This is a genomic window from Streptomyces sodiiphilus (assembly GCF_039529215.1).
GTDB lineage: Bacteria > Actinomycetota > Actinomycetes > Streptomycetales > Streptomycetaceae > Streptomyces > Streptomyces sodiiphilus.
In genome coordinates, this window is the sequence record NZ_BAAAMJ010000030.1 from 272,824 (window position 1) to 297,149 (window position 24,326).

The 24,326-nt window shown below is 74.1% G+C and carries 24 protein-coding genes and 1 riboswitch; of the genes, 13 read left to right on the top strand and 11 right to left on the bottom strand.

Translation table 11 applies throughout. The annotated features are described in order from the left end of the window. The first annotated feature begins 101 nt into the window (after window positions 1–101). The 3 genes from ABD299_RS15500 to ABD299_RS15510 are packed head-to-tail and all read left to right on the top strand — an operon-like array spanning window position 102 to window position 4,746. On the top strand, window positions 102–1,094 hold the full coding sequence (locus ABD299_RS15500; RefSeq protein ID WP_344262653.1) for an AAA family ATPase: 993 nt from the start codon (window positions 102–104) through the stop codon (window positions 1,092–1,094). Then, a complete protein-coding gene (locus ABD299_RS15505) occupies window positions 1,094–2,368 on the top strand; it encodes a DUF58 domain-containing protein (RefSeq protein ID WP_344262655.1) in 1,275 nt (424 codons plus the stop codon). Before ABD299_RS15500 ends, ABD299_RS15505 begins: the two co-directional genes overlap by 1 nt. Then, the gene (locus tag ABD299_RS15510; protein WP_344262657.1) at window positions 2,320–4,746 is read left to right on the top strand and encodes a transglutaminase TgpA family protein; all 2,427 of its coding nucleotides are present in this window, start codon (window positions 2,320–2,322) and stop codon (window positions 4,744–4,746) included. The genes ABD299_RS15505 and ABD299_RS15510 overlap by 49 nt, the downstream gene beginning before the upstream one ends. 104 nt (window positions 4,747–4,850) lie before the next feature. On the opposite strand, the gene ABD299_RS15515 is transcribed toward ABD299_RS15510, so the two are convergent. From ABD299_RS15515 to ABD299_RS15525, 3 genes are all read right to left on the bottom strand, one after another. Next, window positions 4,851–5,252: a DUF3040 domain-containing protein gene (locus tag ABD299_RS15515; RefSeq protein ID WP_344262659.1), complete on the bottom strand. Its 402-nt coding sequence runs from the start codon at window positions 5,250–5,252 to the stop codon at window positions 4,851–4,853. Window positions 5,253–5,443: 191 nt separating this feature from the next. Further along, a complete protein-coding gene (locus ABD299_RS15520) occupies window positions 5,444–6,283 on the bottom strand; it encodes a class I SAM-dependent methyltransferase (RefSeq protein ID WP_344262661.1) in 840 nt (279 codons plus the stop codon). Between the two features lie 67 nt (window positions 6,284–6,350). Continuing rightward, window positions 6,351–6,881 (bottom strand): SAV_6107 family HEPN domain-containing protein, encoded by a 531-nt coding sequence (locus ABD299_RS15525; protein ID WP_425581342.1) that lies wholly within the window; start codon window positions 6,879–6,881, stop codon window positions 6,351–6,353. 348 nt (window positions 6,882–7,229) lie between these two features. Here ABD299_RS15525 and ABD299_RS15530 point away from each other — a divergent pair, with 348 nt between their 5' ends. Next, the gene (locus tag ABD299_RS15530; protein ID WP_344262665.1) at window positions 7,230–8,648 is read left to right on the top strand and encodes a phytoene desaturase family protein; all 1,419 of its coding nucleotides are present in this window, start codon (window positions 7,230–7,232) and stop codon (window positions 8,646–8,648) included. 42 nt (window positions 8,649–8,690) lie between these two features. On the opposite strand, the gene ABD299_RS15535 is transcribed toward ABD299_RS15530, so the two are convergent. The 5 genes from ABD299_RS15535 to ABD299_RS15555 all read right to left on the bottom strand — a co-directional run bounded on the left by ABD299_RS15535 (window position 8,691) and on the right by ABD299_RS15555 (window position 13,024). Then, entirely contained in the window at window positions 8,691–9,686 is a 996-nt protein-coding gene (locus tag ABD299_RS15535; protein ID WP_344262667.1) for a hypothetical protein, read from the bottom strand. A 20-nt stretch (window positions 9,687–9,706) separates the two neighbouring features. Next, window positions 9,707–10,624, bottom strand: a complete 918-nt coding sequence (gene metF / locus ABD299_RS15540) for a methylenetetrahydrofolate reductase [NAD(P)H] (protein ID WP_344262669.1) — start codon at window positions 10,622–10,624, stop codon at window positions 9,707–9,709. 66 nt (window positions 10,625–10,690) lie between these two features. Continuing rightward, window positions 10,691–11,326: a thiamine phosphate synthase gene (gene thiE, locus ABD299_RS15545; RefSeq protein WP_344262671.1), complete on the bottom strand. Its 636-nt coding sequence runs from the start codon at window positions 11,324–11,326 to the stop codon at window positions 10,691–10,693. A 63-nt stretch (window positions 11,327–11,389) separates the two neighbouring features. Beyond that, entirely contained in the window at window positions 11,390–11,755 is a 366-nt protein-coding gene (locus tag ABD299_RS15550) for an Rv2175c family DNA-binding protein (RefSeq protein WP_344262673.1), read from the bottom strand. Between the two features lie 48 nt (window positions 11,756–11,803). Next, window positions 11,804–13,024, bottom strand: coding sequence for an NAD(P)/FAD-dependent oxidoreductase (locus tag ABD299_RS15555; protein ID WP_344262675.1), 1,221 nt, complete (start codon window positions 13,022–13,024; stop codon window positions 11,804–11,806). A 48-nt stretch (window positions 13,025–13,072) separates the two neighbouring features. Continuing rightward, window positions 13,073–13,185, top strand: a riboswitch (TPP riboswitch). Between ABD299_RS15555 and thiO the strand changes: the two genes are divergently transcribed. The 6 genes from thiO to ABD299_RS15585 all read left to right on the top strand — a co-directional run bounded on the left by thiO (window position 13,183) and on the right by ABD299_RS15585 (window position 19,370). After that, the gene (thiO, locus tag ABD299_RS15560) at window positions 13,183–14,388 is read left to right on the top strand and encodes a glycine oxidase ThiO (protein ID WP_344262677.1); all 1,206 of its coding nucleotides are present in this window, start codon (window positions 13,183–13,185) and stop codon (window positions 14,386–14,388) included. Its footprint overlaps the riboswitch before it by 3 nt. Further along, window positions 14,385–14,597 (top strand): sulfur carrier protein ThiS, encoded by a 213-nt coding sequence (thiS, locus tag ABD299_RS15565; RefSeq protein WP_344262679.1) that lies wholly within the window; start codon window positions 14,385–14,387, stop codon window positions 14,595–14,597. The genes thiO and thiS overlap by 4 nt, the downstream gene beginning before the upstream one ends. Before the next feature lie 5 nt (window positions 14,598–14,602). Beyond that, window positions 14,603–15,427 carry a thiazole synthase gene (locus ABD299_RS15570; RefSeq protein WP_425581343.1) on the top strand — a complete coding sequence of 275 codons (825 nt, stop codon included), beginning with the start codon at window positions 14,603–14,605 and terminating at the stop codon, window positions 15,425–15,427. A 102-nt stretch (window positions 15,428–15,529) separates the two neighbouring features. Then, window positions 15,530–17,431, top strand: coding sequence for a Stk1 family PASTA domain-containing Ser/Thr kinase (gene pknB / locus ABD299_RS15575; protein WP_344262681.1), 1,902 nt, complete (start codon window positions 15,530–15,532; stop codon window positions 17,429–17,431). Window positions 17,432–17,656: 225 nt separating this feature from the next. Beyond that, window positions 17,657–18,418, top strand: a complete 762-nt coding sequence (locus ABD299_RS15580) for a transglycosylase SLT domain-containing protein (RefSeq protein ID WP_344262683.1) — start codon at window positions 17,657–17,659, stop codon at window positions 18,416–18,418. A 49-nt stretch (window positions 18,419–18,467) separates the two neighbouring features. Further along, complete coding sequence (locus ABD299_RS15585; RefSeq protein WP_344262685.1) at window positions 18,468–19,370, top strand: deoxyribonuclease IV; 903 nt, start codon at window positions 18,468–18,470, stop codon at window positions 19,368–19,370. A 13-nt stretch (window positions 19,371–19,383) separates the two neighbouring features. On the opposite strand, the gene ABD299_RS15590 is transcribed toward ABD299_RS15585, so the two are convergent. Further along, window positions 19,384–20,019: a sulfite oxidase-like oxidoreductase gene (locus ABD299_RS15590; RefSeq protein WP_344262687.1), complete on the bottom strand. Its 636-nt coding sequence runs from the start codon at window positions 20,017–20,019 to the stop codon at window positions 19,384–19,386. Between the two features lie 165 nt (window positions 20,020–20,184). On the opposite strand from ABD299_RS15590, the gene bfr reads away from it, so the two are divergent. Then, window positions 20,185–20,664 carry a bacterioferritin gene (bfr, locus tag ABD299_RS15595; RefSeq protein ID WP_344262689.1) on the top strand — a complete coding sequence of 160 codons (480 nt, stop codon included), beginning with the start codon at window positions 20,185–20,187 and terminating at the stop codon, window positions 20,662–20,664. A gap of 37 nt (window positions 20,665–20,701) precedes the next feature. Here bfr and ABD299_RS15600 read toward each other — a convergent pair whose 3' ends face one another. Next, complete coding sequence (locus tag ABD299_RS15600; RefSeq protein WP_344262691.1) at window positions 20,702–20,968, bottom strand: (2Fe-2S)-binding protein; 267 nt, start codon at window positions 20,966–20,968, stop codon at window positions 20,702–20,704. 146 nt (window positions 20,969–21,114) lie between these two features. After that, window positions 21,115–22,464 (bottom strand): class II 3-deoxy-7-phosphoheptulonate synthase, encoded by a 1,350-nt coding sequence (locus ABD299_RS15605; protein WP_344262693.1) that lies wholly within the window; start codon window positions 22,462–22,464, stop codon window positions 21,115–21,117. Window positions 22,465–22,606: 142 nt separating this feature from the next. Between ABD299_RS15605 and ABD299_RS15610 the strand changes: the two genes are divergently transcribed. After that, entirely contained in the window at window positions 22,607–22,999 is a 393-nt protein-coding gene (locus ABD299_RS15610) for an ArsR/SmtB family transcription factor (RefSeq protein WP_344262695.1), read from the top strand. Between the two features lie 158 nt (window positions 23,000–23,157). Next, a partial coding sequence (locus ABD299_RS15615) for a chorismate-binding protein (RefSeq protein WP_344262697.1) occupies window positions 23,158–24,326 on the top strand: 1,169 nt, incomplete at its 3' end.

Genomic DNA, 24,326 nt, shown 5'->3' on the forward strand with positions numbered 1-24,326 from the left:
GCGAAGGGCATCCTCCCGGCAGCGCGACGCCGCCGGTGACGCGGGGACGAACCGGTCCGTATGGTGTGGAGCCGGGCAGTGCAAGGGCCGAGGAGGACCGGGTGACCACCTATGAGGACCGAGCGGAGCTCGACGACCTGAGCGCCACCGCGGACCGGATGCGACACGCGGTGGAGAGCGTGATCGAGGGAAAGCCCGAGGTCGTCCGGCTGTCGCTGATCGTGCTGCTCGCCGAGGGCCATCTGCTGCTGGAGGACGTGCCCGGGGTCGGCAAGACCATGCTGGCCAAGGCGCTGGCCCGGTCCGTCGACTGCTCCGTGCGGCGTATCCAGTTCACGCCCGACCTGCTGCCCTCGGACATCACCGGGGTCAGCATCTACGACCAGCACCGGCACGAGTTCGAGTTCAAGCCCGGTGCGGTCTTCGCCCAGATCGTCATCGGGGACGAGATCAACCGCGCCTCGCCCAAAACCCAGTCGGCGCTGCTGGAGGCGATGGAGGAGCGGCAGGTCACCGCGGACGGCCGAACCTATCCGCTGCCCGCCCCCTTCATGGTGGTCGCCACCCAGAACCCCGTCGACATGGAAGGCACCTACCCGCTGCCGGAGGCCCAGCGCGACCGCTTCATGGCCCGGGTGTCGGTCGGCTATCCCACCGCCGAGTCGGAGCTGCGCATGCTCCAGTCGCACGGCGGCACTTCCCCGCTGGACGGTCTGCGGCCCGCCGCGCACGCGCACGATGTCCTCGCCCTGATCGCGGCCGTGCGGGAGATACATGTCTCCGACGCGGTGCGGCGCTACACGGTGGACCTGGTCTCCGCCACCCGCACCCATCCCGAACTGAGGCTGGGTGCCTCACCACGGGCCACCTTGCACCTGCTGCGCGCATCGAAGGCCGCGGCGGCGCTCGCCGGGCGGGCCTACGTCCTGCCCGACGACGTCCAGCGGCTGGCCGTTCCGGTCCTCGCCCACCGGCTGCTGCCCACCGCCCAGGCGCAGCTGAACCGGCACACCACCGAGCACTTCGTGCTCGAGATCGTCCAGCGCACCCCGGTGCCGGCACCGTCCCCCCACCGGCAGCAGCAGGGCCGCTGATGCCCGGCGGCGGGCGGGAGAACCGCGGCTCGCTGCGGGCCGCCGCGGGCGGACTGACCACCCGGGGCAGGTCCTTCCTGGCTGCCGGCGCCGCCGCCGGGCTGTGCGCCTGGGTGCTGGGGCAGCCCGATCTGCTGCGCGTGGGACTTCTGCTGGCCGCGCTCCCCCTGCTGTGCGTGCTGGTCCTGCACCGCACCCGCAACCGGGTCAGTGTGGCCCGCAGGCTCACCCCGTCCCGGGTGGCCGCGGGCTCCGAGTCGCGGGTGGAGCTGCGGGTGGAGAACATCACCCGGCTGCCGGCCGGTCCGCTGCTGCTCCAGGACACCCTGCCGTATGTGCTCGGCCCACGCCCGAAGTTCGTCCTGGACCGCATCGAACCGGGCGGCCGCCGGGAGGTCGCCTACCGGGTGCGCTCGGACATGCGGGGCCGCTATCCACTGGGGCCGCTGCGCCTCCGGCTCGCCGACCCCTTCGGCATGGTCGAACTGAGCCGTTCCTTCGAGGCCGTCGACACGCTGACCGTCCTGCCGCGGACCGAGCCGCTGCCCGCGGTGCGGCCCGGCGGACCTTCCCCAGGTCCCGGCGAGAGCCGGCAGCACGCGCTCGCCCCGGCGGGGGACGACGACGTCATACCGCGCGACTACCGGCACGGCGACGACCTGCGCCGCGTGCACTGGCGGTCCACCGCGCACCGCGGCGAGCTGATGGTCCGTCGCGAGGAGCAGCCCCGGCGGGCGCGCTGCACCGTGCTGCTGGACAACCGGCACAACGCGTACACCCGTTCCGGCCCCGGCTCCGCCTTCGAACGGGCCGTCTCCGGCGCCGCCTCGGTCGCCTCCCACCTGCTGGAACAGGACTACGCCGTGCGCCTCATGGCGGCGACCGGATTCCTGGTCCCGCCCCTGGCCGGCGGCAGCAGGGCGGAGCGGGCCGGGCCCGTGCTGGACGCGCTGGCGGTCGTGGACCTCACACCCGGTGACGGGCTGGAGGACGCCCGGGACGCCCTGCGCGGTCACGACACCGGCCTGCTGATCGCCTTTGTCGGCACGCTGAACGCCCGCCAGGCAGATCTGCTGGCCGGGCTGCGGCGGCGGGCCCCGCGCGCCGTCGCCTTCGTCGCGGCCGGACAACTGGACCCGGTGCTGGAGGAACGGCGCATACGACGGCTGCGGGAGACCGGCTGGACCGCCCTGGCGCTGCCTCCCGCCGGTCCGCTGGCACCGCTGTGGCAGCAGGCGATGTCCGGGCAGCCCGCGACGGGATGGCCGCGGTGACGGTCGGGCAGCTCCGGATCACCGCGGCGGCGTGGGCGGCCACCCTCGCGGCGGCCGCGGCCATGCTGCCGGTAGTGGAGGGCGCCGGGTGGCTGGTGCAGGCAGCCGTCCTGCTCGCGATCCAGTCCGGTGCCGGGGCGGCCGCCAGATGGCAGGGGCTGCGCGGCCCGCTGGTCCTCTCCGCGCAGGTGCTCGTCTCCGCGCTGCTGATCACCGTGGTGACGGTGCCCGAGCACGCGACCGCCGGGGTCCTGCCCGGCCCCGGGGCTCTGGACGCCCTGGGGCTGCTGCTGTCCACAGGAGCCGAGGACGTCGCCCGGTACGTCGCCCCGGCACCGCTGACCCCCGGTATACAGCTGATGCTGGTGGGCGGGGTGCTGCTGATCGGCCTGCTGACCGATCTGCTGGCCGTCACCCTGCACAGCGCCGCCTCGGCCGGGCTGCCGCTGCTGGCGCTGTACTCCGTGGCCGCCGGGGTCGGCCAGGACGGGCCCACCTGGCCGTACTTCCTGTGCGCGGCCGCCGGATTCCTCCTGCTGCTGCTCGTCGAGGGCAGGGACCGGCTCGCCCGGTGGGGCGCGCATCTGTCCCGCCCGGGCGGAGCGGAACGATCAGTCCCGGCACTCCCCCGGTCTCCCTCCGGCCGCCGCATCGGTGCCCTCACCCTGGGCATCGCGGTACTGGCACCGGCCCTGCTGCCGTCACTCGACGGCGGGCTGCTGGACCTGTCCGGCAGCGGTGGCGGCCGCGCCGCCGGCAGCGCCGACGCCCTCGCCTCGGTCAACCCGGTGGTGGCACTGCAGGACCAGCTCAACCGGCCCCGGGACCGGACCGTACTCACCTACCGGTCGGATACCGACCGGCCCCAGGAGCTGTACCTGCGGCTGGTGGCGCTGGACGCCTTCGACGGCGAGGAGTGGCGCTCCTCGCGGTGGTGGTCCGACACCGCCCCCGCGGCGCCCTGGCCCGTGCCCGGACTGGCACCGGGTGTCGCCACCAGCACCGTGATCACTTCCGTGCAAGCCGGCGACACCTACGCCCAGCCCTCGGTGCCCGTCCCGTACCCGGCGGTCGGGGTCTTCGCCGCCGGCGACTGGGCCTTCGACCAGGGGTCGCAGACCCTGGTGTCGGGCGACCGGGATCTCACCGTGCAGGGGCTCGGTTACCAGGTCGAGCACCTGCTGGTGGAGCCCACCGCCCAGCAGCTGGCCATGGCCCCGCCGCCGGCCGACGAGGAACTGCGCCGGCACTTCACCGAGGTGCCCGGCGCGCTGCCGGCCGAAGTCGGGCAGCTCGCCCGGGAGGTCACCGCGGGAGCGGTCAACGACCACGAGCGGGCGGTCGCCCTGCAGAACTGGTTCACCCGCGACGGCGGATTCCGCTACGACACCGACGTGCGCGCCGGCACCGGCAGCGAAGCCATCGTCAGCTTCCTGCAGCAGCGCGAGGGTTTCTGTATCCACTTCGCCTTCGCCATGGCGGCGATGGCCCGCACCCTGGACATCCCCGCGCAGGTGGCGGTCGGGTTCACCCCGGGCAGGCAGACGGGTGCCGGCACCTATCAGGTGGGCATCCACAACGCACACGCCTGGCCCGAGCTCTACTTCGAGGGAGTCGGCTGGGTCCGCTTCGAACCGACACCGGGGCAGGGCAGCACACCGGCCCACACCCGCCCGGACAGCGCCAGCCCGGACCGGGACAGCCCGAGCCGCCCCGACCGCCCTGAGCAGCAGCCGGACCCGCAGGATCCGCGGGCCTCCGAGGAGAACGAGGAGCGCTGCGACCCGGCACTGGAGCCCGGAGCCTGCCCCGCGGGCCCCGAACTGGACCTGGGGACGGGCTCGGGCAGTGCCGGAGCGGCACCGCTTCCGGTGGTGTGGGTGGCCGGCGGAGCACTGCTGCTGGTGCTGCTCGCGGCCGCCCCGCCCCTGTGGCGGGCCGGGGCACGCTCCCGGCGGCTGCGTCCGTCGGCCGGGCCCGAGGCGGCCTGGCAGGAGCTGCGGGACACCGCCTGGGACCTGGGGCTGCCGCCTCACCGCACGGACACCCCGCGGCAGACCGCGCGCCGCCTGTCCGACACCTGCCGTCTGACAGGTCCGGCACGCGAGGCGGTGCACGAGCTGGCCTTGGCGGTGGAGGAGGACCGGTACGCGCCGGCCGGGCTGCGAAAGGCTCCCCGGCCCGCCGCGGACGCCGTCCGCACCGCCTGCGCCGGACTGCGGGCCGCCGCGGGCCGCCGGCAGCGGTTGCGTGCCGCCCTGCTCCCCCACTCCGCCGTCCGGGTGATCCGGGCGGGAGCCGCCCAACGAATGAGGGCGGCCCGGGCTGCCGGCCGGGCGGGACGGCTGCTCCCCGGCCGACGACAGCGCGGCACCTGACGCGCACGCCCTCGCCCCGAGGGGAAGGTGCCTCGGCGGGCATCCTCCCCTCGGGGCGAGGGCGAAGTGAGTGCGGGAGCGGAGGACCGGTTCCGGCCCTGCCGTCAGCGGTCCCGTTCGTCCCTGCGGCGCTGCCAGCGCTCCTCGATGCGGTTCATCATCGAGCGCCGGGGCCGCTGCTGCCGCTGCGAGCCGTTTCCGCCATGGCCCGCGCCGTCGTCCTGGACGGCCACGACAGGCCCCCTGCGCCAGCCCGTGACGCCCAGCACGGCACAGCCGAGCATGATCAGGAAACCTACGACACTGAGCCAGATCAGCTGGACGACCATGCCGCCCAGCAGGAGCGCGATGCCCACGACAAACCCGGCTACCGCTTGGTAGATCCGCTTGCGGGTGTACGTGCGCAGCCGGCTTCCCTCGAGCGCTGTCGCGAACTTGGGATCTTCGGCGTACAGCGCTCGCTCCATCTGCTCGAGCATGCGCTGCTCGTGCTCCGAGAGCGGCACGGAGTCCTCCTACTCGTCGGTCGTGGTCGCGACCGGATCCGACTCTTCAAGGATAGGCAGGGAATGGCCCCTGTAAAACCCACCCCTCTACGCCAATTTCGCCCATCGCAGACCGGGAGGGATGGACTTCTCCTTCCCCGTGTACCCGGGAGCATGCCGAAGGGCCTGACTCCGATGATACGGGGCGTGGCTCAGTTTCCGTCGCCCGGCGGGTGGTCCGGCAGCTCTGCCAGGACATGCAGTTGTCCGGCGATGGCCTGGTAGGCCGGCAGGCCGGCGGCCTCGGCCTCCAGCCGGACCAGGGCCTGGAGGGCTTCCGGCTCGGTGTCCACCAGGGCTCCGGGCACCAGGTCGGTGAACACCCGCACTCCGTGCACCTGCCCCGGCACCAGTCCGGCCCCGGTGACCAGAGCGGTCAGCTCCTCGACGGTGAACCGGTGCGGGACCGGGTCGGCCGGCCCCCAGCGGCCCGCCGGGTCGAGCAGTGCCTGCCGGGCCTCGGCGAACCGGCCCGCCACCGCCCGGGAGAGCACCGCCCCGCCCAGGCCCGCCGCCAGCAGGCTCAGCGTTCCCCCGCCGGGCCGCAGGGTCCCGGCCACGGCCCGCAGCCCGGCCGGCGGGTTCTCCACGTACTCCAGCACGCCGTGGCACAGCACCAGGTCGTACCGGCCGCGGCCCGCGACGTCGAGCAGATCGGTGGTGTCCCCCTGGACGCCGCGGACGCGGTCCGCCACGTCCTCCTCGGCCGCCCGGCGCTCCAGCGCGAACAGGGCGTTGGGGCTGGGATCCACGACGGTGACCCGGTGACCGAGCCGGGCGACGGGGACCGCGAAGCTCCCGCTGCCGCCGCCGGTGTCCAGGACGTCCAGAATCGGCCGTCCGGCCGCCTCGGCCCGGCCGGACAGTGCCGCCCGCAGCACCTCCCAGACCACCCCCGTGCGCAGCGCCGCGTGCGGGCCCGGCACCCCCGGGGCGGCCACCGGATCCGTGGAAGAGGTGCCCGCGTCGCGGACGCTCGGCTCAGACGGCATGACGGGATGCTCCTCGGTGCGGTGCGTACGGGCGCCTCAAGCCTACTGGCCCGTCACCGGCCTCTCCTCACGCAGAGGCCGCCCGGCGGGGCAGCACCGGCTGTCCGGACAGCATGGTGCGGACCAGACGCAGGAACACACCGGCGGCCCGGCACAGGTCGTCAGCCTCACGACGGCTCTCCGCCAGCCGCCCCGGGGAGCGGCCGATTCCCGCCTCTATCCGCGCCCGCCGGGCCGCGCTGGCGGCGAACAGCACGCTCCACTCGGCGAGCTCCGGCGCTATCTCCGGAAGCACCTCCCACATGCTGCGGATGCGCTTGCGGGCCCGGGGGGTCGGCTCCGGCCGCCCACGCGCCGCCAGCAGGGCGGCCGCCGCGCGCAGCGCGGCGAGATGGGCGGCCACATACGCGTCGCCCGGGTCCTGCGCGGCGGCCGCCTCCTCCAGTCCCCGCTCGGCCTGGGCCAGCAAGTCGAGAGCGGCGGGCGGTGCGGGCGCACGCCGCGGCACCGGGTGCACATCAGTCGGGAATCCGGTCATGACGAGCCTCCTGTCGTCATTCGGCGGTCCAGCGGTCCGATGGCTGCGCTTTCTTCGCATCCGGATACATGCTGACCCATGCCACTGACAATCAGGACCGGCCGCTGCAAACACCACTGCCGGCACAGCGGCGGCGGGCGGCCGCCACCGTCCCCCGGCCCGGCCGCCCGCAGTCTCCCCCGCCCGTCCCCCCGGGCCCGGGCCTGCGGACGGCTGTGTCGCCCCCTCGCTCCGCCGCCCCGTGCCGGCGGTGCTGGCCCGGACCCCCCGGGCCCGCGTTCACTGTGCCGTCCCGCGGCACGCCCTCCCATCCGTACGGATACTCAGACCGGTACTCAGCCGCCCCTGGGTACCCGGGCCCGGGACCAGCCGCGGACCGGTCCGGCAGCACCGGTAAGGTGCCTGGTCATGGCACGAATCGTGGTCGTCGGTGCGGGAATGGGCGGCATGGCGGGCGCCGCCCGGCTGGCCGTGGCGGGACACCGGGTGACGGTCCTGGAACGGGGCCCGGTCCACGGTGGCGCGGTGCGACGCCTGGAGCGGGACGGCTTCGGCTTCGACACCGGTCCGGGGCTGCTGCACCTGCCCGCGGTCTGGCGTGACCTGTTCCTGAAGACCGGCCGGGAGCCGCTGGAGGAGTGCGTCCGGCTGACCGAGGTCGACCCGGCCGCCGAGCACCGCTTCCCGGACGGGACCGTGACCCGGGTGCCCGGTTTCTCCCGCGGCGGGCTGCGGCAGGCCCTGGACGCCTCCCTCGGTAAGGGGGCGGGCGAACGCTGGGCGGCACTGCTGGTCCGGGCACGGCAGACCTGGGAGGAGACCCGGCGCCCGCTGATGGAGGAGCCGCTCACCCCCCGGGCCCGGGACGAGGCCTCCTCGCGCGACCCCTACCCGGCGGCCCCGCGCCGGGGCCTGCCGGGACGCCGCGGGCCGGGAGGCCTGGCCGGCGTGGCCCGCAGGGAACTGCGCGACCCGCGGCTCACCGCCATGCTGGCGGGCACCCTGCCGGCCTGGGGTCTGGACCCGCGCACCGCCCCGGCGAGCGCGGCGGTGCTCCCCTACATCGAGGAGACCTTCGGGACCTGGTACCCGGCGGGTGGCATGCGTGCCCTGGCGGACGCGGTGCACGCCCGGTGCCTGGCCCGGGGCGTGGAGTTCGTCTTCGGTGCCGAGGCCGTCCGGGTACTGCAGAGGGACGGCCGGGCGGCCGGGGTGGAACTGGCCGACGGCACCCGTCACGAGGCCGATGCCGTGGTGTGGGGCGCCGCACGTCCCGGTGACCGGCCCGCCGCCGGCAGCCGGGTGACCGTCCTGCTGGCGCTGCGCGGGCCGCGGCCGCCCGGCACCGCCCACCGGACCCTGGTGCATCCCGCACGGCCGCTGGGTGATCCGCTGGAGCACCCGGTGGTGCTGTGTCTCCGGCCCGGTGATCCGGCCCTCGTGCCGGGCCCGGACCACGAGTCGGCGGTGCTCAGTGCCGCGGTGCCCGCGGGCGGTCCGGCCGATCCGGTGGCCTTCGCGGACCGGCTGCTGGCCACGGCCGACGCCGCCGGGCTCGGCCTTGGCCCCCGGGTCCTGTGGCGCGAGATCCGCACCCCGCGGGACGTGGAGCAGGACACCGGCGCGCCGGGGGGCCTGATCCCCGGCCCGGCGCTCGCGGGTGCCGGGGGCGCCTTCCTGCCGGCCTCCACCGCGGGACGGCTGCCGGGCACCTACCGGGTCGGCGGCTGGTCGCACCCGGGCGGCGGAGTCGCCCATGGCGGCATGTCGGGGGCGCTGGCCGCAGGGCTGATCGTGGAGGGGCCCGACTGGCAGGGGTCGTACTGACGCCCTGCCGCGGCCGGTGGCCTCACCGCGGGCCGGGGACCGTCAGTAGCGGTGCTCGCCGCCGTAGTACCCCTGCCCGCCGTCGTACCCTGCCGGCGGCGGGTAGGGGGCGGCCTCCCCGGGACCGTACGCCGGCTGCGGCGGTACCTGGGGGTAGCCGTAACCGGCGGCCGGCTCCGTGACGTCACGCTGCTGCGGCACCCACACCCCGCCCGCCGGGGTCTCGGTGTAGGAGGACTGCGCGCCGGCCCACTGGTCCGTTCCGGCCGGGTACGCCTGCGGTGCGCCGCCCGGAGCGTGTCCGGGAGCGGTGAGCGGGTCCTCCTGCTCGGGATACCCGCCGGCCTGGGCGGCACTGCCGTAGGCGTCGGCATAGGCCGGGTAGGTCTGTCCCGTCCCCTGGGCGGCGTGCGCCGGGGCCTGGTCGGCGTACGGGTCGTGGTAGGAGGGGGCGTAGGGCTGCGCCGCGTAGGGGTCCGGCTGGGCTCCGTAGCCGCCCTCGCCGTACCCGCCGTAGCCGCCCGGCCCCTGTCCGCCGGCGCCCTGGCCCGGCCCGGCGGCGCCCTGCCAGCCGCCGGCCGGGACACCGTGGGCCGGGGTGTGGGCGTCCTGGCCGCTCTGCTCCTCGTAGGCGTTCTCGTACCGGCCCTCGTACGGCCCGGCGCCGTCGTGGGAGTACTCACCGCCGTGGTCCGCCGGCGCGGCGTCCTCCACGGGTGCCAGGGGCTGCATCTCGCCGGGAGCCGGACCGGCGCCCTCGCGCCGCCGCCTGCTGGTCCCCGGCTTGCCGCCCAGTGCCCATCCGGTGGAGAAGCCACGCCGGAAGGAGAGGGTCACCAGGGTCTGCCCGGCCGCGAAGGCCACCGTTCCCACCGCTATCACCAGCACGGACGGGAGCACGACCCCCAGCACCACGAAGAGGAATCCGAAGAAGGCCAGCAGCCGCCAGCGCAGACGGGCCTTGTACTGCAGGAGCACCTCCCCCAGCAGCCACAGCGCGACCACTCCGAACGCGATGTAGAGGACCGTCCAGCCCATGTACGCCCCTCTCCGTGCTTCTACGTCCGCCGGTGCAGACCGAGGTTCCGGTAGATGTCCAGTGTCGCCGTGGAGTGGTTCAGCGTGATGAAGTGGAGGCCGGGGGTCTCCTGTTCCATCAAGGCCGCACACAGCTCCGTGGCGTACTCGATCCCGACCGAGCGTACCGCCAACGGGTCGTCCCGGACCGCCAGGATGCGTCTTTCCAGCTCCGGCGGGAACGCGGCGTTGGAGAGCCGGGCGAACCGTTCGATCTGCCGCACGCTGGTCACCGGCATGATCTCGGGGATGATGGGCGTCGTGCAGCCCGCCGCCTCGACCCGGTCCCGCAGCCGGAAGTAGTCCTCGGCGCGGAAGAACATCTGGGTGATGGCGAAGTCGGCGCCCGCCCGGCACTTGTCCACGAAGTGCCGGATGTCGGTGTCCCAGTCGGGGGAGCGGGGGTGCATCTCGGGGAAGGCCGCCACGCCGACGCAGAAGTCCCCCGACTCCTTGATGAGGTGCACGAGCTCGGCGGCGTAGGTGAGGCCCCGCGGATGCGGGATCCACTCCCCCGCCGGGTCACCGGGCGGGTCGCCGCGCACGGCGAGCATGTTGCGGATGCCGGCATCGGCGTACTGGCCGATGATGTTGCGCAGTTCCGCGACGGAGTGGTTGACGGCGGTGAGGTGGGCGACCGGGGTGAGCGTGGTCTCCGTGGTGATCCGCTCGGTGGCCCGTACCGTCCCCTCCCGGGAGGAGCCCCCGGCGCCGTAGGTCACCGAGACGAAGGTCGGCGCGACGGCCTCCACGCGGCGGATGGCCTCCCACAGGGTGCGCTCGCCCCGCTCGGTCCGCGGCGCCATGAACTCGAAGGAGTACGAGCGCTCACCCGCGGCCAGAAGGTCGCGCACCGTGTGCGCCCGGTCCGTCCGGATGGAGGGAATTCCAAGGGCCATGTCCGGAAGGCTACCCAGGTACCGGTTGCCCGGACGGCCGGCGTCCGGAGTACGGACACCCGCTGATCACAGCGGAACCTCCCGCAGTCGCCCGGCCAGAGCCGCCGCGGCCGCGTGCGGATCGCGTGCCTCGGTGAGGGCCCGCACCACGACCACCCGGCGGGCACCCGCCTGAAGTACCCGGTCCAGATTGCCGGCGTCGATGCCCCCGATGGCGAACCAGGGCTTGCGCGGGGCGAGGCCGGCGGCGTGCCGCACCAGGTCCAGGCCGGGGGCCGGCCGCCCCGGTTTGGTGGGGGTGGGCCAGCAGGGCCCGGTGCAGAAGTAGTCGGTCCCCGGGTCGGACAGCGCCGCCTGCACCTCTTCGGGTGCGTGAGTGGAACGTCCGATCAGCACGCCGGGACCGAGCAGGGCGCGCGCGGCGGGCACCGGCAGGTCGCCCTGGCCCAGATGGAGCACGTCGGCCCCGGCGGCATGCGCGACGTCCGCCCGGTCGTTGACCGCGAGCAGCTTGCCGTGCCGGCGGCAGGCGTCGGCCAGCACCGCGAGGTGTTCCAGCTCCTCGGCTGCCTCCATCCCCTTGTCGCGCAGCTGCACGATGTCCACCCCGCCGGCCAGCACCGCGTCCAGGAAGCCGGGCAGGTCGCCCTGCCGCTTGCGGGCGTCGGTGCACAGATACAGGCGCGCGTCGGCGAGCTGCATGGGGAACTCACTCCTGGTGGGCGGGGGGGCCCCGGGCCGGGNCGGGCCGCCGCGGCGGTCGGATCACACGGCGAGGGCCTGGGCTCGGCGCTTCACCTCGGTCCCGCGATTCTCCCGCAGGGCCTGGGCCGGGGTGCCGGGGAGGGTGTCATCGGGAGTGAACAGCCACTCCAGCATCTCCTCGACGGTGAACCCGTCGTCCCTCAGCAGGGTGAGCGTGCCGGACAGTCCCTTGACGATCCGTCCCTCGCCGATGAAGGCGGCGGGCACGTGCAGCGCCCGGTTCTCGCCCCGGCGCACCGCGATCAGCTGTCCTTCCTTGACCCATTGCCGGACCCGGGTGACTTCCACACCGAGGTCCTCGGCGATGTCGGGAAGGGTGAGCCAGGCCGGCACCAGAGCATCGATTCTTGCGTCAATCTCGGTCACCGTCCCAGCGTCTCAGACCGGAGCCCGAAACGGGCCCCGGCCCGGCGGTCAGGCGCCGGGCGCGGCGGCCACCGCGTCGCGCAGCGGCCGTCCCGGATCGGCCGCGAGGACGGGGTCCAGCCGTGCGCCGCGCGCGATCAGCTTGCGCGCCTGGGCCATGTCCCGGGGACGGTTCACGGTGAGGACCGCGGCCAGTGCCCCCTCGCGCAGCCAGCACACCGACCAGGCCGCGTCCCCGGCGGCCGGGTCGCCGCGCCACACAGGCTCGTCACCCTCGCCGTGCCGGCCCGTGTACTGGACGAAGTGCTGGAACTGCTCGGACCAGAAGTAGGGCACCGGATCGTGCACGGCGTGCTCCCCCCGGATGCCGGCGGCGACGGTGCGCGGCCCGGCCAGGGCGTTGTCCCAGTGATGGATGAGCAGACGGCGGCCGTAGCGTGCGGAGGGGTAGGAGGCGCAGTCGCCCACCGCGTACACGCCCGGGACGGTGGTGCGCAGGCCCTCGTCCGCCTCGACGGAGCCGTCCGGGGCCAGCGCCACGCCCGAACCCGCCAGCCAGCCGGTGGCCGGCCGGGAGCCGATGCCCACCAGCACCGCGTCCGCCTCCAGGACCGTTCCGCCGGCCAGCTCGACGGCCCCCTCACGCACGGCGGTGACGCGCCGTCCGGTGAGGAGCACCGCACCGCAGCCGGCGTACCACTGGCGCATCGGCTCGGTGACCCGGTCCGGAAGCCCCGGCAGTGGCTGGTCCGCCGCCTCCACCACAGTGACCGGGCAGCCGGCCGTGCGGGCAGCCGTGGCGACCTCCGCGCCGATCCAGCCCGCCCCGACCAGCACCAGGGAGCTCCGCCGCTCCAGCACCGGCCGCAGCCGGACGGCGTCGTCCAGGGTCCGCAGCAGATGGACACCGGGTACGTCCCGGGTGCCGGGGAGCTCCAGCGGGGCGGCGCCGGTGGCCACCACCAGCCGGTCGTAGCCCACCGGCCCCTTTGTGGTGAGCACCTGACGGTCCACCGGGCGCAGCCCGGTGACCTCGCGCTCCAGCAGCAGCCCGACCCCCAGTTCGGCGAAGTCGATCTCCAGCGCGGCGGCCTCGGGCCCCGCGGTTCCCAGCAGCAGCCCCTTGGACAGCGGTGGCCGGTCGTACGGCACGTGCCGTTCGTCCCCCAGCAGGGTGATGGGCCCGCGCCAGCCCTGCTCCCTGAGCTGGACGGCGGTCTGTGCCCCGGCCAGCCCCGCTCCGGCGATGACCACGTGCTCTCGTTCCACCCGGCCAGCCTAATGTCCTGCCGGGCTCGCCGAGTACGCTGGCGTGGACACACCCGTCGCGGGAGTCCGGGCGCACCGGGCTGAGAGGGAGGCTGGCCGGCCTCCGACCGTAGGAACCTGATCCGGGTCATGCCGGCGAAGGGAGAAGCACAGTCGTCATGCCTGTCACACAACACGGGAGCGGTGGCGCGGGGCCGGCGCCCGACGTCCTGGTCATCGGGGGCGGCATCATCGGCCTGGCCACGGCCTGGCGTGCGGCCCGGCGCGGGCTGCGCACCGCACTGGCCGATCCCCGGCCGGGCGGCGGAGCGGCGGACGTCGCCGCGGGAATGCTCGCCGCCGTCAGCGAACTCCATTACGGCGAAGAGCCGTTGCTCGACCTGAGCCTGGCCGCCGCGCGGTCCTGGCCGGAGTTCGCCCGGGAACTGGCCGAAGCCGGCGGCCAGGAGACCGGTTACCGGGAGTGCGGCACCCTGGCGGTGGCCCTGGACGCCGACGACCGTGCCCAGCTGAGGGAGCTGCACGTCCTGCAGCAGCGCTGCGGGCTGGACGCGCAGTGGCTGACGGGCCGGGAGTGCCGGAAGCTGGAACCGATGCTGGCACCGGGTGTCCGCGGCGGTCTGCGGGTGGACGGCGACCACCAGGCCGACCCCCGGCGGGTGTCCGCGGCGCTGCTGACGGCGTGCGAACGGGCCGGGGTGGTCTTCCACCGCGCCTGGGCGCGGCGCGTCCGGGTGTCCGGCGGCCGGGCCACCGGGGTGGTGTTCGACAACGGCGAGGAACGCTCCGCCGGGCAGCTGGTGCTGGCGGGCGGCAGCCGCAGCGGTCTGCTGGACGGCCTGCCGCCGCACGTGGTCCCTCCGGTGCGGCCGGTCAAGGGGCAGATCCTGCGGCTGCGGGTGCCCGAGGTCTACGCGCCCTTCCTGACCCGCACGGTGCGGGCGGTGGTCCGCGGCGGGCAGGTCTACCTGGTTCCCCGGGCGGACGGCGAGCTCGTCATCGGGGCGACCACCGAGGAACGGGGCTTCGACACCACCGTCACCGCGGGAGGCGTCTACGAACTGCTGCGCGACGCCCACGAGCTGGTGCCGGGCCTGACCGAACTGCCCCTGGTCGAGACCCGGGCGGGCCTGCGTCCCGGGTCCCCGGACAACGCGCCCCTGCTCGGCCCCACCGCACTGCCCGGGCTCCTCCTGGCCACCGGCCACCACCGCAACGGGGTACTGCTGGCACCGGTGACCGCCGACGCGCTGGCCGAGGTCCTGGCCGGCGGCACCCTGCCGGAGAACGCCGGGCCGTTCAGCCCGCTGCGGTTCGCCGCGACGGGCGGGACACGGAACGAGAGGCAGGAGGTTCCGGCATGACGGAGCGGATCACCGCGTCGGTCAACGGCGAGCACCGCGAACTGCGGGCCGGCACCACGCTGGCCGACGTGGTCGCCTCCCTGAGCACCGCACCGGCCGGCGTCGCCGCCGCGGTCAACGAGGACGTGGTGCCGCGCGGCCGCTGGGCCGCCACCGCGGTGGCCGAGGGCGACCGGATCGAGATACTGACCGCGGTCCAGGGAGGGTGAGTCCATTGAGCACGGCACACGCCGCCGGGGAGACGGGGGACGCGCTGGTGCTGGGCGGCCTGAGACTGTCGTCCCGGCTGATCATGGGGACCGGCGGGGCCCCGAGCCTGGAGATCCTGCGGCGGGCGCTCACCGCCTCGGGCACCGGCCTGACCACGGTGGCCATGCGACGGGTGGACCCGTCGGTGCACGGCTCGGTGCTCTCGGTGCTTTCCGAGCTGGGCATCGCGGTGCTGCCGAACACCGCCGGCTGTCACACCGCGGGCGAGGCGGTGCTGACCGCCCGGCTGGCCCGGGAGGCGCTGGGGACCGACCTGGTCAAGCTGGAGGTGATCGCCGACGAGCGCACGCTGCTGCCGGATCCGGTGGAGACCCTGGAGGCCGCGGAGGTCCTGGTCGAGGACGGCTTCACCGTGCTGCCGTACACCAGCGACGACCCGGTGCTGGCCCGCCGCCTGGAGGACGCCGGCTGCGCGGCGGTGATGCCGCTGGGCTCGCCGATCGGTTCGGGACTGGGTATCCGCAACCCGCACAACTTCGAGCTGATCACCGAGCGCGCCGGTGTGCCGGTGATCCTGGACGCCGGCGCGGGCACCGCCTCGGACGCCGCACTGGCGATGGAGCTGGGGTGCGCCGGGGTCATGCTGGCCTCCGCGGTGACCCGCGCCCGGGAGCCGGTGCTGATGGCGGAGGCGATGCGGCACGCGGTGGCGGCCGGGCGGCTGGCCCGGCTGGCGGGCCGGATCCCCCGCCGGCACTTCGCCCAGGCGTCCTCGCCCACCGCCGGGCGCGCCGATCTGGACCCCGAACGCCCCGCCTTCACCGGCTGAGGGGCCGGTCGGGACCCGCTCGCGTCACCGTTCGGCCGCAGTCCCGTGGCCGAACGGTACGGAAACCCCGGGCGCCCGTGACAGCTCGTAGACTCGTCGCTTGTGGACACCACCCTTCAGGACCCGCTGATCGGGCACGTACTGGACGGCCGTTACCGCGTCGAGGCGCGGATCGCCGTCGGCGGTATGGCCACGGTCTACCGGGCGCTGGACATGCGGCTGGAGCGAGTGCTGGCCCTGAAGGTGATGCACCCCTCGCTGGCCGGCGACGCCGCGTTCGTCGACCGGTTCATCCGGGAGGCCAAGGCCGTCGCGCGGCTGGACCACCCCAACATCGTCGGTGTCCACGACCAGAGCGCGGACGGACAGTACGTCTATCTGGCGATGGAGTACGTCGCCGGCTGCACCCTGCGTGACGTCCTGCGGGACAGCGGTGCGCTCCAGCCGCGGGCGGTGCTGGACATCCTGGAGCCCGTGCTGGCCGGTCTGGGCGCCGCGCACCGGGCCGGCCTGGTGCACCGCGACATCAAGCCGGAGAACGTCCTGATCGGTCACGACGGCCGGGTGAAGGTCGCCGACTTCGGCCTGGTACGGGGAGTGGACACCCAGACCTCGGCCACCACGGGCTCACTGCTGGGCACGGTTTCCTATCTCGCCCCCGAGCAGATCGAGCACGGGACGGTGGACACCCGCACCGATGTCTACGCCTGCGGCATCATGCTCTACGAGATGCTGACCGGCGAGAAGCCGCACACCGGCGACTCCCCGGCCCAGGTCCTGTTCGCCCATGTCAACGACGACGTGCCCGCCCCTTCGCGGGCGGTGCCCGGTCTGCCCGCGGCGCTGGACGGCCTGGTGGCAGCGGCCGCGGCCCGGGTTCCGGGGAGCCGCCCGCAGGACGCCGCGGCGATGCTCGTCGCGGTGCGCACCGTGCGGGGCGGTCTCACCGAGGAGCAGCTCGACGCGGCTCCGGCCGGCACGGCGGCTCCGCGCGGCACCGGCCCGGAGGACCTGACGGCCGTGGTGCCGCTGCGGGGTGCGGTACCGGCACGGGACGGCAGGGCCCCGGAGCCCACGAGCCGGATCGACCTTCCGGTGCCGGACGCGGACGAGCGTCCCCGGCGCGGGCTGCCCCGGCGCGCGGTGGCGGGCCTGGTGGGGATGGTACTGCTGGTGCTCGGGCTGGGGGCCGGCGTGTGGTACGTCAACTCCGGACAGTTCCTGCCCACCCCCGGGGTGCTCGGTGTCCCGCAGGAGGAGGCGGAGGCCACCCTGCGGGAGGAGGGCCTGCGGGTCAAGATCGAGGAGGAACACTCCGACACCGTGGACCGCGGGCACGTCATCGCGACCGATCCGGCGCGCGGCGAGCGCATCCGCCGCAACGGCACCGTCACCCTCACCGTCTCCCAGGGGCCGCGGATGGTGGAGGTCCCCGATCTGGCGGGCGTGCCGCTGGAGCAGGCCAGGGAGCAGCTGAGTCTGGCGGGGCTGACGCCGCGCGAGGTGTTCCGGGAGTTCCATCACACGGTCGAGGCGGGATCGGTGATCACCACCGACCCCGCACCCGGCACGCAGCGGCGCCCGGACTCGGCGGTGGACCTGGTGGTGAGCCGCGGCGAGGAGATCGTTGTCCCGGACCTCACCGGCGTCCCGGAGGGGACGGCGGTCCAGCGGCTGACCGAGGCGGGCTTCGACGTGGAGGTCACCCCGCAGCGCGTGCACTCCGCGGAGCCGGAGGGCACGGTGGCCGGGCAGTCGCCGGAGCCGGGCGAGTCCGCCGGGGCGGGCGACACCGTGACGCTGTCGGTCTCCAAGGGCCCGGAGATGATCGAGGTGCCGGACGTGCGCGGCATGGACGAGGACGCCGCCCGCCGCACGCTGGAGGAGGCCGGGTTCGAGGTGAAGGTCAACCGCCTCTTCCTGACCGGCACCGTGTTCAACCAGTCCGTGCACAGCGGCGACCGCGCCGAGCGCGGGTCGGTCATCACCATCTGGGTGCGCTGACGCCGTTCCGCGGGGTCCCGTCCTGTGAGGCCACTCATAGGCCTTTGGTCCCGCTACGAAGGCGCCTAGTTACCTTTCCTTCCGGGATTCCCCAGGCCGGGCGAAGTGACATCACAATGAATTGATTCGGCCACTAAAACCCTTAGTATCGGCGGTCTTTGCTCCGGCATTCCGGCGGCTGTTACACCGGATTTCGCAATGGAAGCGAAAACCGAAGGGTTTCCCGTGACTGCTCACATTTCCCGTACCGCCGGTCTGCGCCGCCTGGCCCGCAATCGCCGGGCCGCGACCGCCACCCTGGCCGGTGCCGGAGCGACCGCCCTGGCCCTGACCCTCGCGCCGGCCGCGGACGCCGAGGCCCGGGCCGGCGGCCCGGCCACCGTGCGGACGGCCTCCGTGCAGCCGGTCTCGTGGGAGGCCGCGGACCGGGGCGACGACCTGCCGGCGCTGAAGCCGGGCTGGGACTTCGCCGACCGCGTGGAGACCCGTGAGCAGCGCATCGAGGCCCAGCAGGAGGCCGCAGCCGCGGATGCCGCCGAGGAGCGCGCGCAGGAGCGCGCGGAGCGTTCCGCCGGGCGCGGGGACACCCCCGCCCCGGAGGCGACCGTCGTGACGACGGCACTGTCCGCCCAGGAGGCTCCCGCCGCGAAGCCGCAGCCGGCCTACCCGGACACCCTGGACGGCTGGATACGCGAGGCCCTGGCGATCATGGAGGAGCACGGCATCCCCGGCACCTACGACGGGCTGCACCGCAACACCATCCGTGAGTCCAGCGGCGACCCGAACGCGATCAACCTGTGGGACATCAACGCGGTGAACGGCACCCCGTCCATCGGCCTGCTCCAGGTGATCCAGCCCACCTTCGACGCCTACCACGTGCCGGGCACCCCGAAGGACATCTACCACCCGGTGGCCAACCTGACCGCGGCCGCCAACTACGCCGCCGACCGCTACGGTTCGATCGACAACGTCAACGGCCCGTACTGATCCGGCGGCCCGTGACCGGACCCCGGCGGGGCACTGGCATCCTGGAGCGGTGAGCACGTCCCCGCGCCCCGGGCGCGCCCCCTCCCGCGAACGCAACCCCGTCGGCGGCCACGTACCGGTCGCCGGCGGACTGGCCCGCACAGGACTCGCCCACGCCGCGGCGATCGGCGCCGAAGCCGTCCAGGTGTTCGTCGCCAACCCGCGTGGCTGGGCGACCCCGCCCGGCAGCCGGGAGCAGGACGAGGCCTTCCGGAAGGGCTGTGCGGAGCGGGGACTGCGGGCCTATGTGCACGCCCCCTATCTGATCAATCCCGGCTCGCACACCCCGGACACGGCCGAGCGGTCGGTGCGCTCGCTGCGGCACTCGCTGGAGCGGGGGCGACAGATCGGGGCCCTGGGAGTGGTGGTCCACACCGGCTCCGCGACCGGCGGGCGGGCACCCGAGGCGGCCCTGCGGCAGGTGCGGGAACTCCTGCTGCCCCTGCTGGAGGACCTGACGGGCCCGGACGCACCGTGGCTGCTGCTGGAGCCGACCGCCGGGCAGGGAGCGTCGCTGTGCTCGCTGGCCGGACACCTGGGGCCGTATCTGGACGCCCTGGACCGGCATCCCCGGGTGGGGATCTGCCTGGACACCTGCCACGCCTTCGCGGCGGGCCACGACCTGACGGCGCCCGGGGGGACCAAGGCACTGCTCGACGAACTGGTGTCGGTGGCGGGCGAGAAGCGGCTGCGGCTGATCCACGCCAACGACTCCGTGGCGGCGGCCGGGTCCCGGCTGGACCGGCACGCGAACATCGGCGCCGGACGGATCGGCAGCGAGCCGTTCGCCGAGCTGTTCCGGCACCCGGCGACCGAGGGGGTGCCGCTGGTGATCGAGACGCCCGGCGGGACGGAGGGGCACGCCGCGGACGTGGCCCGGCTGAAGGAGCTGCGGGCGGCCGCGGCGAGGTGAACGGGACCTGCGCTCAGAGCTCCGGTCCGTCGCCGGGTTCCTCCTGGTAGGAGTAGCGCTGCTCCCGCCACGGGTCCCCGATGTTGTGGTAGCCCCGCTCCTCCCAGAAACCGCGCCGGTCCGCGGTCATGTACTCCACACCGCGCACCCACTTGGGCCCCTTCCAGGCGTACAGGCGGGGCACCACCAGCCGCAGCGGGAAGCCGTGCTCGGCGGTCAGCAGCTCACCGGAGCGATGGGTGGCCAGCACCGAGCGGGGATCCGCGAAGTCGGACAGCCGCAGGTTGGCGCTGTAGCCGTACTCGGCCCAGACCATGACGTGGGTCACGTCGGGAGCAGGCGGGACCATGTCCAGGATCGTCGCGGCCCGGACTCCGCCCCACTCCGCGCCGAGGATGCTGAACTTCGTCACGCAGTGCAGGTCCGCGATCACCGTCTCGTGCGGCAGCGCGGAGAACTCCTCGTGCTTCCATGCCCGGCTGCGGCCGTCGGCGGTCGCCCCGAAGACCCGGAACTCCCAGCGCTCGGGGCGGAACTTCGGGACCGGGCCGTAGTGGGTGACCGGCCATCCGCGCTGCAGCCGCTGCCCGGGCGGCAGACCGCCGGGCGGGGCCGGTGCGTCCCCTTCGCGGCTCGTCGGCTGACCCATGACTCCATGGTGACAGACGGCACGGCGGCGCTCGCACCGCCACCCCTTCCGGCGCCCGGGCACCGCACCGAACCGCGCATTTCGGTAAGGCTTCTCTTACTGGACCCGGATGCGGGCCCGGTGCAAGGATGCGGTGATCATTGCCTTCCCGTAAGGAGTGCGCGCATGCAGGGCGACCCCGAGGTCATCGAATTCCTCAACGAGCAGCTGACCGCCGAACTGACGGCGATCAACCAGTACTTCCTGCACGCGAAGATGCAGGAGAACTTCGGCTGGACCAAGCTGGCCAAGTACACCCGGGCGGAGTCCTTCGACGAGATGAAGCACGCGGAGGTGCTGACCGACCGGATCCTCTTCCTGGACGGGCTGCCCAACTACCAGCGGCTGTTCCACGTGCGGGTCGGGCAGACCGTCACCGAGATGTTCCAGGCGGACCGGCAGATCGAGGTGGAGGCGATCGACCGGCTCCGGCGCGGTATCGGGGTCATGCGCGGCAAGGGAGACGTCACCTCCGCCAGGATCTTCGAGGACATCCTGGCGGACGAGGAGCACCACATCGACTATCTTGACACCCAGCTGGAACTGATCGAGAAGCTGGGTGAACCGCTCTACCTCGCTCAGCTGATCGAACAGCCGGCCGGCTGACGAGTTCGTGCCCGGCGGGCGGCGAGGCTTCCGGCGCTCAGCGCAGGGCGGCCACCGGCACCGCCGCGGCGGGCACCGTGGCGACGGCCGCCGCACCGGCCCGCGCGGCCTCCCGGCGGGGACAGCCCGCCGCCCGGCCGAGCAGCCCCTGGATGGTACGGACGCAGGAACCGCAGTCGGTGCCGGCCCCGCTCGCGGCGGCGATCTGCCGGGGGGTGCAGGCTCCGGCGTTCGCGTGCTCGCGCACCTCTTGCTCGGTCACGGAGAAGCAGGAACAGACGAACACGGCACACCCTCCGTCCACGCGGCGCCATCGGCCCGGCGACCGGACCCGGGACGGCCGGTCAGGTAAACCTTACCTTACCCGGCGCGGGCGGAACAGCGCGGGCGACGGAGGACGCCGGGACCGCTCCCCGCGTTCCCGGCGTCCTCCGTGCTCCCTCCGGACCGCTACTGGGCCCGGTACATCTCCGCGACCAGGAAGGCCAGGTCGAGGGACTGACTGCGGTTGAGCCGGGGGTCGCACGCCGTCTCGTAGCGCTGGTGCAGGTCGTCCACGAAGATCTCGTTGCCACCGCCCACGCACTCGGTGACATCGTCACCGGTCAGCTCCACGTGGATGCCGCCCGGGTGGGTGCCCAGACCGTGGTGGACCTCGAAGAAGCCCTTGACCTCGTCCAGCACGTCGTCGAAGCGCCGGGTCTTGTGACCGGAGGCCGCCTCGAAGGTGTTGCCGTGCATGGGGTCGCAGACCCAGGCGACCTGCGCGCCGGAGGCGGTGACCTTCTCCACCAGGTCCGGGAGCCGGTCCCTGATCCGGTCCGCGCCCATCCGGGTGATGAAGGTCAGCCGGCCCGGCTCCCGCTCCGGGTCCAGCCGGTCGATCAGCGTCAGCGCCTCCTCCACGGTGGTCGACGGACCGAGCTTGACCCCCAGCGGGTTGCGGATGCCGGAGACGAACTCGATGTGCGCCCCGTCCAGCTGGCGGGTCCGCTCACCGACCCAGACCATGTGCCCGGAGACGTCGTAGAGCTTGCCGCTGCGGGAGTCGACCCGGGTCAGCGCGGCCTCGTAGTCCAGCAGCAGCGCCTCGTGCGAGGCGTAGAACTCCACCGAGTGGAACTCCGCCGGGTCCGCGCCGCAGGCCTGCATGAAGCTCAGCGCGCGGTCGATCTCCCGGGCGAGCACCTCGTAGCGCTGGCCGGAGGCCGAGGTCCGCACGAAGTCCTGGTTCCAGGCGTGGACCTGGCGCAGGTCGGCGTAACCGCCGGTGGTGAAGCCGCGCACCAGGTTCAGCGTGGCGGCGGAGGCGTGGTACATCCGGCGCAGCCGCTCCGGGTCCGGAGTGCGGGCCTCGGCGGTGAACTCGGGACCGTTGACCGAGTCGCCCCGGTAGGACGGCAGCGTGACGCCGTCACGGGTCTCGACGGGCTTGGAGCGCGGCTTGGAGTACTGCCCCGCGATCCGGCCGACCTTCACCACCGGTACCGAGGCGGCGTAGGTCAGCACGGCGCTCATCTGCAGGAGCGTCTTCAGCTTGGCGCGGATCTGGTCCGCGCCGACCTGGTCGAAGGCCTCCGCGCAGTCGCCGCCCTGCAGCAGGAACGCCTCGCCCCGCGCGACCGCACCCAGCCGCTCGCGCAGCTGGTCGCACTCGCCCGCGAAGACCAGCGGCGGATACCCCTGGAGGTCCTCGATCACGCCCCGCAGGGCATCCTGGTCCGGGTAGTCGGGCTGCTGCGCCGCGGGCAGGTCTCGCCAGCCGGCGACGGAGATGCTGCTTTCAGCGTTGACGGTCACGAGACCAGGTTACGGGCGCCGCCCGCCCGTCCGGACCCGCGCCCGGAAAGTGAGACGCGGAGAATGCCGCGGGGTCCCCGCTCCGGTCCCCTCGCCCCCACCGGACCTTGGCAGCCCGGACCCACCGTGGCAGTATCGACGTATGTCGAATCATGAGCAGCCTGCGGCCGGGAGCACCGGGCCGGTGTGCTGCCCGCCGGAGAGCACCGGACTCGGGCGGGAGGAGTCCGAGGCCATGGCCGCCATGTTCAAGGCGCTGGCGGACCCGGTGCGCATCCGGCTGTTCTCGAAGATCGCCTCCCACCCGCAAGGCGAGGCCTGCGTCTGCGACATCTCCGACGTCGGTGTCTCCCAGCCCACCGTCAGCCATCACCTGCGCAAGCTGCGCGAGGCGGGCCTGCTCACCTCGCAGCGGCGCGGCACCTGGGTGTACTACCGGGTCGCGCCGGCCGCCCCCGCCGCGATGGCACGGCTGCTCACCGACAGCGCCCGGCACGCGCACGCGCACGCCCCCACGGCACCGGCGCCCGTATAGTGTCCGCCATGCACGCGCAGCTCATCCGCACCTGGTGGTGGACCGCTCATCCGGCGGCCCGCTGACTGCGCGTACCCACAACCACACGCGAAGGCCGCCCGAGGGGCGGCCTTCGGCATGTGCGGGCCCGTCCCTCCCCCGAGAAGGGACGACACCCCATGCGATCCACCACCGGCACCCCCGGCCCGGACGACGGCGCGCACCGCGCGGCGCGGGACCTGATCGGCCGGCTGACGGCCGCCGGAGAGCCGTTCGCCCTGCTTCACCGCCGCACCCCCGGCCACCCGCCGGGCCTGGTGGAGGTGCTGACCGGCCCCGTGCGCCACGTCCGCCTGCTGGCGGACCTCCCGCTGCCGGACGGACCCGGTGCCCGGGACCTGGCCCTGATCCCCTTCCGGCAGTTGCACGAACGTGGTTTCGAGGTGACCGACGACGGCACCCCGCTGGCCGTGCTGCGGGCACGTGAGGTGCGCACGCTGCCCCTGACGGCGGTGATGCGGGCACTGCCCCGGCACCCCGTGACCGTCCGCGACGGCGCCTTCGACACCGGGGACAGCGCCTACGAACAGACCGTCCGGGACGTCGTGGAGCGGGAGATCGGTTCGGGAGAGGGCGCGAACTTCGTCATCCGGCGCACCTTCACCGGGCGGATCGACGGCTGGAGCCGCTACGACGCGCTCGCCCTGTTCCGCCGGCTGCTGGCCGCCGAGCGCGGTGCCTACTGGACCTTCGTGGTGCACACCGGCGAGCGCACCCTGGTCGGTGCCAGCCCGGAGGCGCACGTGCGGATGAACGGCGGGACGGTGGTGATGAACCCGATCAGCGGCACCTACCGTTACCCGCCGCAGGGCCCGAGCACCCAGGGCCTGCTGGACTTCCTCGCCGACCCGAAGGAGACCGCGGAGCTGTCCATGGTGGTCGACGAGGAGCTGAAGATGATGAGCGTCATCGGTGACCTCGGCGGTGTGGTGGTGGGCCCGCGGCTGCGCGCGATGGCGCACCTGGCGCACACCGAGTACGAGCTGCGCGGCCGCAGCACGCGGGACGTCCGCGAGGTGCTGCGGGAGACCATGTTCGCCGCCACCGTGACCGGGTCCCCGGTGCAGAACGCCTGCCGGGTCATCAGGCGCCACGAGTCCGGCGGGCGCGGCTACTACGCCGGGGCCCTGGCCCTGCTGGGCCGGGACACCGGCGGCGGACAGACGCTGGATTCGCCGATCCTCATCCGCACCGTGGACATCGCCCCGGACGGCCGGCTGCGCATGCCGGTGGGGGCGACACTGGTGCCCGACTCCGACCCGGCGGCCGAGGTCGCCGAGACCCACGC

Coding starts and splice junctions, on each gene's coding strand:
- bfr (WP_344262689.1), top strand. CDS start 20,185: ATGCAGGGCGACCCCGAGGTCATCGAATTCCTCAACGAGCAGCTGACC.
- thiS (WP_344262679.1), top strand. CDS start 14,385: ATGACGGAGCGGATCACCGCGTCGGTCAACGGCGAGCACCGCGAACTG.
- ABD299_RS15525 (WP_425581342.1), bottom strand. CDS start 6,881: ATGCGAAGAAAGCGCAGCCATCGGACCGCTGGACCGCCGAATGACGAC.
- ABD299_RS15535 (WP_344262667.1), bottom strand. CDS start 9,686: ATGGGCTGGACGGTCCTCTACATCGCGTTCGGAGTGGTCGCGCTGTGG.
- ABD299_RS15530 (WP_344262665.1), top strand. CDS start 7,230: ATGGCACGAATCGTGGTCGTCGGTGCGGGAATGGGCGGCATGGCGGGC.
- ABD299_RS15505 (WP_344262655.1), top strand. CDS start 1,094: ATGCCCGGCGGCGGGCGGGAGAACCGCGGCTCGCTGCGGGCCGCCGCG.
- metF (WP_344262669.1), bottom strand. CDS start 10,624: ATGGCCCTTGGAATTCCCTCCATCCGGACGGACCGGGCGCACACGGTG.
- thiO (WP_344262677.1), top strand. CDS start 13,183: ATGCCTGTCACACAACACGGGAGCGGTGGCGCGGGGCCGGCGCCCGAC.
- ABD299_RS15610 (WP_344262695.1), top strand. CDS start 22,607: ATGTCGAATCATGAGCAGCCTGCGGCCGGGAGCACCGGGCCGGTGTGC.
- thiE (WP_344262671.1), bottom strand. CDS start 11,326: ATGCAGCTCGCCGACGCGCGCCTGTATCTGTGCACCGACGCCCGCAAG.
- ABD299_RS15590 (WP_344262687.1), bottom strand. CDS start 20,019: ATGGGTCAGCCGACGAGCCGCGAAGGGGACGCACCGGCCCCGCCCGGC.
- ABD299_RS15520 (WP_344262661.1), bottom strand. CDS start 6,283: ATGCCGTCTGAGCCGAGCGTCCGCGACGCGGGCACCTCTTCCACGGAT.